The organism is Nostoc sp., from assembly GCF_054880495.1.
In genome coordinates this window covers 1-12,387 of record NZ_JBTYKD010000406.1, presented here as the reverse complement: position 1 = coordinate 12,387, position 12,387 = coordinate 1, and the positions used below count along the sequence as shown (strand labels likewise).

Here is a 12,387-nt window from a genome sequence, read left to right as displayed (position 1 = left end):
AGCTATGGATTTACGATTATCTGCAAGCTTCCATCCTGATGTTTTGTATTCAACCGAGCGACAATCTTTCTGGAACTGGGGATACCCCTTTAAACCTGGAATACCCTTTTTACAGTTGTCATAAAACCGAGAAATAGAAGACCATGCTCGTTCAGCAGAGGCTTGTCTAGCCATTGAATTAAGTTCGTCAGCAAACGGGAAATTAGCAGCAAGTACAGCACAATATTTCTGCAAATCGTTTTTACCCGTACCTTTAACGTCCATCCATAGCCTAATACAACTATTGCGGATGAACTTGGCAGTACGAATTGCGTCATCTACTGCTGCAAACTGCGCTGACTTCCCATAAGCTCTGAACTCAAATACAAGCATTGTTTTGACCTCCTACTTTATACTACCACGGTCGGTGTAAGATATTCGGGGCAATTTGAAAACTTTGTACAATATTTAGAGTTGGATATTGCCTACCGAGTCGCTTTTCATCCCTGGTCTAAAGCACGGAATACGGCACTACGTGCCTGTTCCTCCAGGGCTTTCAAGCTCCCGTCAGTTTCTTGTAAGGAACACCTAACCCCTGGGGCGGTATAGATTTACCGGCTAATCCTAGTAATGCAAATAAAGCGATCGCGTATGGTAACATGACTAAAAATTGATAAGGAATATTTGCACCAAAAGCTTGAATTTGTAACTGTAAAGCTTCCGTAGCACCAAATAAAAAACAAGCCAAAGTACTACCTAAAGGATGCCACCTACCAAAAATTAAGGCAGCGATCGCAATAAATCCTTTACCTGCACTCATCCCTTCGGTAAAAAATTTTATTTGCACCAAAGTCAGATCAGCCCCTCCTAAACTGGCAAGACAACCACTGACTACTACAGCCAAATATCGCACCCTTGATACTGAAAGCCCAGCCGTCGCAGCAGCTTGGGGATATTCGCCTACCGCCCGCAAAGTCAGCCCAAAGCTAGTATGAAAGAAAATATAGATACTGACAGCAACTAGAGTTATCAGTAAATATACAAGAACATCTTGCTGGAACAACAGAGAGCCAAGTATAGGTATGTTTGCAAGACCAGGAATTACTATAGGCTCAATTCCTGGTAATCTTTGAGTACTGCTGCCATGAAATACTAACCGCGCTAAAAACGATGTCAACCCCGCAGCTACTAGATTAATCGCTAACCCTGATACTAACTGATTAACATATAAAGTGACACAGAGAAAAGCGTGAAGTAAACCGACTAATCCCCCAACAATCAACGCACAGAGAACACCAAGCCAAGGGTTGCCAGTATAAAAGGTAGCGGCGGCACTGGAAAAAGCACCAGTTATTAACATCCCTTCGAGGGCAATATTTAGCACTCCTGAACGTTCGGAGTACATTCCACCAAGGGCAGCAAATGCTAGGGGTACTGCTAAGTTTAAGCTAGCAATTAAGTAATCAGAGAGGAAGTTAAGGTTATTCATAGTTTTTTTTTAAACGCAGAGGGACGCTAAGGGAAGCGCAGAGTATCGCAGAGAAACTTTCGCGTTAAACCTCAGCGTTACTTTGGGTTTTTATTCGTCTTTCTACGGCGAGGCTGATGGCAATGAATAATACAGTTAATCCTTGAATTGCATAAATTATAGTCACTGGCACACCCGCACTACGTTGCATGACATTTGCACCACTACGCAAGGCGGCAAAAAATAAAGAAGTCAACACTACACCGCCAATACTACCGCGACTTAAAAAAGCGATCGCCACAGCATCAAACCCATAACCAGATGACACCTGTTCAAATAAGCGGTACTTCAACCCCATCACCTCAGATGCACCCGCTAACCCGGCTAAACCACCTGCTAAGGCCATGACTAGCATGATCGTATTTTTGACCGAAATCCGCGCATAATGGGCTGCTGTGGGGTTAAAACCAACGGCGGCGATTTGGTATCCTAGAGGCGATCGCGCTAATAATACCCACAAAAGGACTGCCGCCATTAACGCAAGTATTATACCCGCATGGGCTAAACTTTGGGGTAAAATAATCGGCAACTGTGCTTCTTTAGCAATTAATGGCGAATAAGGACTAGGTGCGGCTGGTGCTTTTAAGGGGTTTTGCACTAAGTAGCTAACTAAATTCACCGCAATATAATTCAGTAATAGAGTAGTGATGACTTCATTGACTCCCCGCACAGCTTTGAGATAACCAGGAATCCAACCCCAAACAGCACCAAATCCAAACCCAGCCACAAGTGCTAAGGGAATGTGAATTACAGATGGTAATCCTTGCACATATAACCCGATTAAAGTGCTACCCAACGCACCGAGGTAAATTTGTCCTTCGCCACCGATATTAAATTGACCAGCCCGTAATGCTACTAATACCCCTAAACTGGTGAATAATAGGGGTGTCATTTTGGTGAGGGTGTTGCCAAACCCAAAGTAAGTAGTTAGGGATTCTTGAAATAAAGCTGTGTAGGCAGTGATGGGATTTGCCCCAGCGAGTAATATGAGCATGGCACCGACGATGAAAGCAGAGGCGATGGCAATTAGCGGTGATCGGATTGGTAGTAGGAGTTGAAAGCGTTTATTTGTGATCATGATCCAATGATTGCCACCTCGTAAGTCGGCTTAATGTAGAGCGTGAATGCACTTCGGCGAAACTCCCACCACTCTCTTGTGATCTCTATGTTTGCTGCCAAAATCAGATTTCTGGTTGATCTGGCTGTAAAGTAGCCCAAAATATTACTTTCGATGTAGACAGTTTCACTCATCCGAAATAGACTAGGAGCCTTCCTAATAACACTTGATTTTATATGAATTTCTGTGATACTCTGCCTTCATCCATAAACTACAGCTACTTGATAAGTTAACCGTAGTTTATGGCTACACAGTGTGCATCAAACGGAAATCACGCCTTATGCCAAAAGATTGGTATGAATGGCACGACCTCTACAACACTGAGCCAAAATTGCAGCAGCGTCTAGAAATCGTGCAAGAATATATTGCTTATAGCTTGAATGCCTCACCAGATGGCGCTATCCGAATAGTGAGTGTTTGCGCGGGTGATGGGCGAGATTTACTAGGAACTTTAAAAAATCATCCCCGTGCGAAGGATGTTTCTGCACGACTAGTTGAAATAAATTCAAATCTAGTTGAACGTGGACGAGCAACAATAGAGTTTTTGGGTTTAGCCAAGCAAATTGAGTTTATCAATGGTGATGCAACTCTTGCCACTAACTATCTAGGAGCAGTACCAGCAAATATCGTGATTGTGTGTGGTGTCTTTGGTAATCTGGCTGATGAGGCTGAACTCAATCGCTTACTAGATAACCTGAGTTTTCTGAGTAAACCAGGTGCTTTTGTCATCTGGACTCGCGGACACTCTAACGGTATTCCCTTGTCTGACAATGTGCGAAAAATATTAAGTGCATCTGGATTTCAGGAAGTTAACTTCAAGCTTACGGACACGGGAGATATGGGTGTAGGACTTCATCGTTACCTTGGTGAAAACTTGGCTGCACCCAAAGAACAACAGTTATTTGTGTTTTCCGGCATTCCTAGTAAAGCGAGGTAAAAAAAATGTCTATTCAAAACACAGTATCAACTTGGGAAGAAGTTTTAGAGACTGCTAGAAAAAATACTCCTGCGCGTAGGGTGAAGAGGACAGGACAATCTCCTTCTACTGCACCAATACCCAGCAGTTTAGATAAACTTCCCCCAAACACAGAACCGCCAGTCTTGCTTTATCGAGATACTAATTCCTGGTGTCCTTTCTGCGAGAGAGTTTGGTTTGCTCTGGAAGAAAAAGAAATTCCCTTTGCAACGGAGTTTATTGATTTAAGTAATAAACCCAAATGGTACACTGACATAGTTCCCACAACCCTTGTGCCAGCAGCAAAAATTGAGGGTAACTTAGTATATGAATCCAAAGATATTCTCTTGGCTTTAGAAGAAAGGTTTCCACATCCAGCATTATTGCCGGAAAATCCAGAGGAAAACGCTGTTGCTAGACAGTTGGTTGAAGAGGCTGAGACTAACGGTTTTAGAGAGATTGCTTACAAATTCCTGAGAGAAGCACCTCTAGATGCTAATGAGTTGGCAAACTTACAAGCAGCATTTGAGGCGAAGTTAGATGAACTTGAGCAAGCTTTGGCTAAATATCCCGGCGCTTACTTTGTCAGTACATTTAGCTTAGTTGATATTTTATATAGCCCCCATCTGGATAGATTGGCGGCTAATTTACCTGTGTATCGGGGATATCAGCTTAAAGGAAATCCTCGCTTTCCTCGGATTAATGCTTGGTTTGACGCACTTAATCAGCGTCCTGCTTATCAGAGAGTCAAGTCGGATAATATTACCAATAATTTACTGTTGCGTCGCAGATGGGGTGTAGAACCGATTGGGAATCCTTTACCTCTGGATGTGGCAGATAGTGAGAAAATTCAATATCGAGCCGAAGCAGCTGAGAGATTAAGCGATAATCGAGAAGTTGCGATCGCAGATATTATCAAAAACTCTGGAGTCCAAGCAATAGCCGCAGATGGTGATTTTACCACAGTTAAGGACGCTGTTGATTTTCACCTACGACAACTAGCTGATTATCTCATTCATGGCAATGGTGCAACTTTACCGGGTGGTCGGACGGGTGGTAAAAATAGCAGTGTTGATTCTATCTTCGCTGCTGTAGGGGCGATCGCTTTCGCATATTTGAGAAATCGCATCTGCGCCCCCCGTGATATGAGTGCTGGTGCAGCAACCGCGTTTCGAGCAGCGATCGATAAATTGTTGACATCTGTTTATTAATTTTGTGGGCGTTGCTGAATAGATGAATTTGCCGGGCTACGCCCCGCTAACGCTAACATGCAGAGACGCAGCGAAAAGTCTGAGCGCTTCTGACCGAATTTTAGATTTTAAATTTTGGATTTTGGATTGTTGGCGAAGCCTCTCGTAGAGAAGATTCAAAATCCGTCTTGGAAAGTTTGCTCAAGTCGGCAGAGCCGCCCACGCAACTTTCCGCAAAATTTAAAAAGGTCTCAGAGCAAGCGAATTTAAACACGAGAAGAAATCTAAAATCCAAAATTACTTGACTTGCCCCTGACTTGATTGCTTGGGGTCAATCTAAAATCTAAAATCCAAAATTGTTTGACTCCTGAATTCTGCTGTACTTTGGAGACTTGATTGAGGAAAGGGAATTGCTAACAGTCCATAGTGAAAATGAACTAAAATTAACTGCTGATGTACTAGTAATTGGTGGTGGCCCTGCCGCAGCCTGGGCAGCCTGGGCAGCCGCATCCCAAGGTGCCAAAGTCATCATTGTTGATAAAGGTTTTCTGGGTACGAGTGGTGCTGCTGCTGCTAGTGGCAATGGCATCATGGCCCCTTCTCCAGAGAATTGGGACAAAGTTTTATCGGAGCGTTATCGTGTAGGAAAAAACCTCGCTAACTTACGTTGGATCGAGCGTGTTATCGAAAAAACTTGGCTGAGTTTGCCCCTAGTAGAAAGTTGGGGCTATCGTTTCCCTAAAGAAGATGGGGAATCTGTGCGTCAGAGTTATTATGGCCCTGAATATATGCGGGTACTTCGCAAAAACCTCTTGCGTGTTGGTGTGCAGATTCTCGATCAAAGTCCGGCTCTAGAGCTTTTATTGGCTGACGACGGCTCAGTAGCTGGAGCAAAAGGTGTGCAGAGGCAGCATCATCGTACCTATATCGTTCGCGCTGGTGCAGTAGTCTTAGCGAATGGCGGTTGTGCATTCTTGAGTAAAGCATTAGGTTGCAATACCAATACAGGTGATGGACTGCTGATGGCAGTGGAAGCTGGTGGTGAACTTTCTAGTATGGAAGCTTCTAATCACTATGCCATTTCAACGGCTTTCAATGCCACTGTAACTAGGGGTGTTCCTTTCGGTTGGGCTAGTTATACCGATGAAGCAGGCAATGATCTGGGTGGCTATATCAATGGTCGTCGCGATGCATCGTTTCTCCCTAATGCCCTGATGAAAGGCTCCGTTTATGCTCGTTTGGATAAAGCTACGCCGGAAGTTAAAGCAGTGATTGAAAAGTCTCATTTCATCAGTTTTCTACCCTATACAAAAGCTGGTATTGACCCCTATACAGAACGAGTGCCTGTGACACTTGTTTTAGAGGGTACAGTCCGTGGTACTGGTGGGATTCGGATTGTGAATGATCAATGCGCGACAAAGGTTCCTGGACTCTACGCTGCCGGTGATGCTGCATCGCGGGAGTTTTTAGCCGGTTTAGCTTCTGGGGGTGGTGGCCCCAATGCTGCCTGGGCAATCTCCACAGGGCAATGGGCTGGAGTTGGGGCAGCGGACTTTGCCAAGAGTCTGGGCGCTCATGCAAATGAACGGGTTACGCGTCCTGCTGGTCAAGTGGGATTGCGATCGCCTTTGGCGGGGCGTAGCCCATCGCCATCCTCACCCACTTCTGAATTCGATAGTGAGGCGATCGTACATGGTGTACAAGCCCAGATGTTCCCGTTGGAGAAGAATTACTTGCGTTCTGAGCAGGGACTTTTGGATTCTCTCGCCAAATTAGAAACGCTGTGGCAGCAAGTCCAAGGGAACCCGAAACAAGATACAGTGCGCGATGTGGAATTTTCTCGTCGAGCGGCTGCTCTGACGGCTGTAGCACGATGGGCATATTTTAGCGCGTTACATCGCACGGAAACGCGCAGCGAACATATTCGCATGGACTATCCCGAAACCGATCCAAATCAGCGTTATTACCAAGCAACAGGCGGCTTAGATAAGCTCTGGGTGAGGCGTGATTGGATTACGGATACCATGTCTGGCGACAAGCCGCAAAGCGTCTACGCTACACCACCAGTAATCACTACTCAAATCACACCAACTGTATCAAAATTGTAACAGGAGCAGGATCATGATTGAGCTTGTCAGCCATAAACTCTGTATCAATTGCAATTTGTGCGTCCAAGTTTGTCCTACCAATGTCTTTGACTCCGTACCTAACCAACCACCTGCGATCGCCCGCAAGGAAGACTGTCAAACTTGTTTTATCTGTGAGGCATATTGCCCTGCGGATGCGCTATATGTTGCGCCTGAATCTCATAGCGATATTGAAGTCAATGAGGATGATTTAATTGAAAGTGACATCATGGGTGAATATCGTCGCCTCTTGGGTTGGGGATATGGTAGAAAAAACAATAGTGAATTGGATACGGCTCATAAACTGCGCCAACTACCGCGTCCTTATCAAAGTTAATTTGGGTGTTTGGGGAGTGTCAATCAGCACTTTTAAGCACTTTTTGTCGTAGTTCTGGAAATACTTTGGAGACTTTATTCAAGATATAATCGCCATAAGTCCCGTCAAATTCGTGAACACTAGCTTTATCCCAGCGATCGCTTTGATCATCATTCACTACTACGTCGTTTAGTTCAATAGGTTTGACTTCAATGTTGAAATTGGGATCAAAGAAGAATGGAAATGACAGGCGATTACTTGTTGATCGGTTCTGAACGCGGTGGGGTGTTGAGCGATACAGTCCTCGTGTCATGCGATCGAGCATATCCCCAATGTTGCATACGAATGAACCAGGTATAGGAGGTGCATCTATCCAACCAGACTTTGATTTGACTTGTAATCCGCCGACGTTATCTTGCTTGAGTATAGTTAATACTCCGTAATCTGTATGTTCGCCAACACCCCATTCAGATTGAGATGAGGAATTAGGAGGGTAATTGAAAATCCGAAATAATATCAATGGGTCTTTTGTATAACGGTCTGCAAAATATGATTCTTTTAATCCCAAACTAAGAGCAATACCAGCCATTAGGATATGTCCGAGTTTGGTCATTGAGTCTATATAATCCAGTACTGTTTCCCTAAAATAGGGAATGTTGGATGGAAAAAGATTGTGACCGTGCATTGGTGTACTAGCTTTCACAAGTGGGTGATTTTCTTCTAGTTCTGCACCGAAGTAAATACCTTCTTTTAAGTCCGGTCTACCTGATGTTAACTCGTTCCCAACTGGGAAATATCCTCGCCATGCTCTACCACCAAGAGCCATAGGAATCTTCAGTTTAGTTTCTACATCCTGCGCGAAAAACTGTTGGCTGAGATGTTCTAACTGCTTTTGTAGTTGTTCATCAACTCCATGTCCAACGATATAGAAGAAACCGTAATCTTGGAGAGCTTGTCTAATTTGGTCTGCAATTAGATCAGAATAGTTGCTAGTTTGAGAAACTAATGTACTAATATCAATGACGGGAACTTGTGAAAACTCTTTATCCACAACTTGTAAGATTGTCATACCCCGGTTCTCCTAGTCGTGCGTAGACTAATAACTAAACTACACAATAAATTATATCGATAACCATAATGTTGGGTATGGCGATCGCTAGCCTTAGTCAAGTATTTAGACAAAGCATTTTAAGTATAAATTTGTAAATTTTATTTAACTCCGGTAATTGAATGTAAATACCGTAGTATTATTTAAATAATTCTGATCATTTCTGCAAACAGCAATAATCTACTGAACAAGGAGTAATTTATTGTCTGATATCAAGTACGTAAAAATCTTGTTAATTTAAGAACAAATATAATCTAGAAATATGCGGTACAATAAACTAGGTAATAGTGACCTAAAAGTTTCCGAAATTTGCCTTGGTACAATGACTTATGGGCAGCAAAATACTATTGAAGAAGCCCATCAGCAACTAGATTATGCGATTAAACAGGGAATTAACTTTATCGATGCAGCTGAGATGTACCCAGTACCAACCAGTGCTGAAACCTATGGCTTAACCGAAACTTACATTGGAGAATGGTTAAAACATCAGCAGCGAGATCAACTAATAGTTGCTACTAAAATTGCGGGGCCTGGTCGCGGCTTTAAATGGCTACGTGATGGAGCTAAAGCCATTGATCGGGATAATATCAAACAAGCTGTAGATGATAGTCTGAAAAGATTACAGACAGACTATATTGATTTATATCAAATCCATTGGCCAGATCGTTATGTACCACGTTTTGGGCAAACAGTTTTCGACACTAATCAAGTAGGAGAAACAGTTCCGATCACTGAACAACTAGAAGTTTTTGCTGATGTCATCAATGCAGGCAAAATTCGCTATATCGGCTTAAGTAATGAAACCCCTTGGGGTGTTGCACAATTTAGTCACGCAGCTAAACAATTAGGATTACCTAAAGTTGTTTCGATTCAAAATGCTTACAATTTACTCAATCGAGTTTTTGATGGCGCTCTTGCAGAAGCAGTTTATTACGAAAATGTTCCTTTATTAGCTTATAGCCCTTTGGGATTTGGCTATTTAACTGGTAAATACCTTAACGGTAAACCAGAGAAAGCAAGAGTTACTTTGTTTGAAAACTTTGGTCAGCGATATTTAAAACCAAATGTTAGCAAAGCAGTAGCAGCTTATCTAGAAATTGCCAACCGCCATCAACTAAATCCTGCACAATTAGCGATCGCATTCGTGCGGAGTCGTTGGTTTGTCGCTAGTACGATTATTGGTGCCACTACACTAGAACAACTCAAAGAGAATATAGAAAGCATCAATGTAGTTCTTGATCAAGATATCTTGGCTGAATTGGATTCAGTTCATACTCAATATCCGAATCCAGCACCATAAGAGTGTTGAGAAGCTGCGAGATCCCCGACTTCTTCAAGAAGTCGGGGATCTGAATAAACTAAATGTGTACAAAATTCATGATAACAACTTAAAACTATGACGCTCGCAACAGCATCAGTAGACCAAAATACTATTCGTCGCCGTGGTACTGGTTTAAGAGCTTATAATCCTGACAAAGCATTCAAGGGTTATACACTTTTTACACCACTTACAAGTAACGGAGAAGTATATCTTCTGAATCTAGAAGGAGAAGTAGTTTGAAAATCTAAAACGTTTTGCTACCGTGAAGAGGACTTTTCAAACATCCTCTTAGATTTTGGATTGAATTAATTGCCAAAGCTAATAAACCAATCCTATTTATACAGGAAGATCAACATGGCTGAAATTAAAATATATAGCGCACTTGTTTGCCCTTATGCTCACCGTTCGCGCTTGGTATTGCAAGAAAAAGGCATTGACTTTGATTTGATTGAGATTGATTTGCAGAACAAGCCGGAGGGATTTACAGATATTTCTCCTTATGGAAAAGTGCCTGCGATCGCACATAATCATTACCGAGTTTGGGAATCGGCAGTAATTAACGAATATCTCAACGAGGTATTTCCAAATCCGCCGCTTTTACCCAGTAGTCCTATCGCTAAAGCCCAGGCTCGCATCTGGATTGATTTTGCTAATACTCGATTTGTTCCGGCTTTTTCTGCTCTCTTGCGTAGTCCCGATATTCAACAGCAAGAAGCAGCTAAACAAGAACTATATAAACATCTGGAATTTATCGAGAATGAAGCTTTTGGGAAGTTATCAGGAGACGGCCCTTACTGGTTTGGTGAATCCATTAGTCTGGTTGATTTCACCTTTTATCCCTGGTTTGAGCGTTGGCCTGCACTCAAGCACTATCGAGGCTTGGCGATACCAGAACAATTTACTCGTCTACGTCAGTGGAAAAAGGCTTTAAAAGAACGTAATTCTGTAGTAGCGATCGCTCATAGCAAGGAGTTCTACATAGAGCGATATGCTAGATTTGCTACTCCTGTTGCTGCCTAGCATTGCTTTTTGGTAGTCATATCATGTCCGGTTAATCAAGCTGGATGAAAAATGTTTGTTTGTAGTGGGGACTTTAGTCTTGGTTTTGGGGACTGAAGTCCCCACTACAAACTGCTATGGCGGTGCGATGACTACAGGTGTTTCCCATAAACTCATAGGACTTACCCAAAGACTCTTTAAAACTCTTATAATAAACTGGATAAATAAAGGACAAGGGAGACAAGGAAGAAAAAATTAATAAAGTAGGAAGGCACAATTAAATATAAGATAAAACCTCACCCTCAATCCCTCTCCGAACTCACGGAGAGGGAAGCCGGAGGCAGAGTAAGGTTTTATATTTAATTTGACCCACTTACTAACTAATAACTAAATCCTGATGGCAAACACTATTTTAATTACCAATTCTCTAGTTCCTAATCCTGTACCAAAACCAATAATCATTCGACTAGAAAACACTTTCAAGATTTATGGTAGTGGCGAAACAGAAATCCGAGCGCTGAATGATGTCAACCTAATTGTGGAACAGGGCGAATATTGTGCAATCATGGGGCCATCAGGTTCTGGTAAATCCACAGCCATGAATATTATCGGTTGTCTAGATCGTCCCACAGGCGGACATTATTACCTAGATAATCTTGATGTAGCCCAGATGGACGATCGCTCGTTAGCACACATCCGTAATAAAAAGCTGGGGTTTGTCTTCCAACAATTCCACCTATTGCCCCAACTAACAGCATTAGAAAATGTCATGCTGCCGATGGTGTATGCTGATGTGAATCCAAAAGAAAGAAGCGATCGCGCCACAGTTGCATTGACGCGCGTCGGTTTAGCAAATCGCCTCAACAACAAACCAACTCAACTATCTGGTGGACAACAACAACGAGTAGCGATCGCGCGGGCGATCGTTAATCGTCCGGTAGTACTCCTAGCCGATGAACCCACAGGCGCACTTGATTCGCACACAACCGAAGAAGTCTTAGATATTTTTGGCGAACTCAATGCCAGTGGAATCACCGTTGTCATGGTAACTCATGAGCCAGAAGTTGCCCGTAAAACCCACCGCATCGTTTGGTTCCGTGATGGTGAAATAGTACACTCCAACCTCACCCCAGCCGACTTGAATCACCTTGCGGTGTCATAACTTAGGAACGTGGATTAATTAAATAATTCGTAATTCGTAATGACGCTCGATGACTCGCTAACGCTGCGCTAACGTAATTCGTAATTAAAGACATTTTCAGACGAGGATTTAAACCCCGACTGAAACTGATCGGAGGCGGAGTGGCTCCGACTCCGCGCTACGTGTATACGTAGGGGTCTTAAACCCTTTTATTTACGATAAAATGCAAAACTTCATCCTGTCTCTAGCTTCCCTCTCCAATATATCGGAGAGGGATTGAGGGTGAGGTAAACTAGGGATATAAATTGTATCTTATTTAATTTTTATTCCTTAGTTACAGCTATTTTCAGGTAAATAGACCACGCGGTAGGGGCACAGCATTGCTGTGCCCCTACGACAGATGTGGTTCAGATACATAATTTCTGCTGTAAAGTCCGCCTAGCCTGCGCCTTCTGCCAAGCATTACGCGGACTTTGTTCATATACAGCACATTTCATCTGAATGAGGTACATAAGGGCGGGCAGGATGCCCACCCCACAAGATTTCTCATATTAAGATGTGTACTTAATTTACCTGCAAAGTGCTGTAGCTGCGACTCCTAGTCGTT

The 12,387-nt window shown here is 43.0% G+C and carries 11 protein-coding genes and 1 pseudogene; 8 read left to right on the top strand and 4 right to left on the bottom strand.

Annotation, left to right across the window (positions count from 1 at the left end; genetic code table 11):
- The 3 genes and pseudogenes from ACYTXL_RS34155 to ACYTXL_RS34145 all read right to left on the bottom strand — a co-directional run.
- Positions 1 to 372 (bottom strand): annotated as a pseudogene (locus ACYTXL_RS34155) (RNA-guided endonuclease TnpB family protein); the annotation flags it as partial.
- A 163-nt stretch (positions 373 to 535) separates the two neighbouring features.
- Positions 536 to 1,468 carry an ABC transporter permease gene (locus ACYTXL_RS34150; protein ID WP_461928455.1) on the bottom strand — a complete coding sequence of 311 codons (933 nt, stop codon included), beginning with the start codon at positions 1,466 to 1,468 and terminating at the stop codon, positions 536 to 538.
- A gap of 64 nt (positions 1,469 to 1,532) precedes the next feature.
- Positions 1,533 to 2,585 (bottom strand): ABC transporter permease, encoded by a 1,053-nt coding sequence (locus ACYTXL_RS34145; protein ID WP_461928454.1) that lies wholly within the window; start codon positions 2,583 to 2,585, stop codon positions 1,533 to 1,535.
- A gap of 319 nt (positions 2,586 to 2,904) precedes the next feature.
- On the opposite strand from ACYTXL_RS34145, the gene ACYTXL_RS34140 reads away from it, so the two are divergent.
- The 4 genes from ACYTXL_RS34140 to ACYTXL_RS34125 all read left to right on the top strand — a co-directional run bounded on the left by ACYTXL_RS34140 (position 2,905) and on the right by ACYTXL_RS34125 (position 7,232).
- Positions 2,905 to 3,561, top strand: a complete 657-nt coding sequence (locus ACYTXL_RS34140) for a class I SAM-dependent methyltransferase family protein (protein ID WP_461928453.1) — start codon at positions 2,905 to 2,907, stop codon at positions 3,559 to 3,561.
- A 5-nt stretch (positions 3,562 to 3,566) separates the two neighbouring features.
- Positions 3,567 to 4,790, top strand: a complete 1,224-nt coding sequence (locus tag ACYTXL_RS34135) for a glutathione S-transferase family protein (protein WP_461928452.1) — start codon at positions 3,567 to 3,569, stop codon at positions 4,788 to 4,790.
- A 389-nt stretch (positions 4,791 to 5,179) separates the two neighbouring features.
- On the top strand, positions 5,180 to 6,877 hold the full coding sequence (locus ACYTXL_RS34130; protein WP_461928451.1) for an FAD-dependent oxidoreductase: 1,698 nt from the start codon (positions 5,180 to 5,182) through the stop codon (positions 6,875 to 6,877).
- Positions 6,878 to 6,890: 13 nt separating this feature from the next.
- Complete coding sequence (locus ACYTXL_RS34125; RefSeq protein WP_461928450.1) at positions 6,891 to 7,232, top strand: 4Fe-4S binding protein; 342 nt, start codon at positions 6,891 to 6,893, stop codon at positions 7,230 to 7,232.
- 19 nt (positions 7,233 to 7,251) lie between these two features.
- Here ACYTXL_RS34125 and ACYTXL_RS34120 read toward each other — a convergent pair whose 3' ends face one another.
- Positions 7,252 to 8,280, bottom strand: coding sequence for an isopenicillin N synthase family dioxygenase (locus tag ACYTXL_RS34120; protein WP_461928449.1), 1,029 nt, complete (start codon positions 8,278 to 8,280; stop codon positions 7,252 to 7,254).
- Between the two features lie 301 nt (positions 8,281 to 8,581).
- Here ACYTXL_RS34120 and ACYTXL_RS34115 point away from each other — a divergent pair, with 301 nt between their 5' ends.
- From ACYTXL_RS34115 to ACYTXL_RS34100, 4 genes are all read left to right on the top strand, one after another.
- Positions 8,582 to 9,619, top strand: a complete 1,038-nt coding sequence (locus ACYTXL_RS34115) for an NADP(H)-dependent aldo-keto reductase (RefSeq protein ID WP_461928448.1) — start codon at positions 8,582 to 8,584, stop codon at positions 9,617 to 9,619.
- Between the two features lie 96 nt (positions 9,620 to 9,715).
- A complete protein-coding gene (locus tag ACYTXL_RS34110; RefSeq protein WP_461928447.1) occupies positions 9,716 to 9,880 on the top strand; it encodes a hypothetical protein in 165 nt (54 codons plus the stop codon).
- A gap of 114 nt (positions 9,881 to 9,994) precedes the next feature.
- Positions 9,995 to 10,660 (top strand): glutathione S-transferase family protein, encoded by a 666-nt coding sequence (locus tag ACYTXL_RS34105; RefSeq protein WP_461928446.1) that lies wholly within the window; start codon positions 9,995 to 9,997, stop codon positions 10,658 to 10,660.
- 376 nt (positions 10,661 to 11,036) lie between these two features.
- Positions 11,037 to 11,801, top strand: coding sequence for an ABC transporter ATP-binding protein (locus tag ACYTXL_RS34100; protein WP_461928445.1), 765 nt, complete (start codon positions 11,037 to 11,039; stop codon positions 11,799 to 11,801).
- Positions 11,802 to 12,387 lie beyond the last annotated feature (586 nt).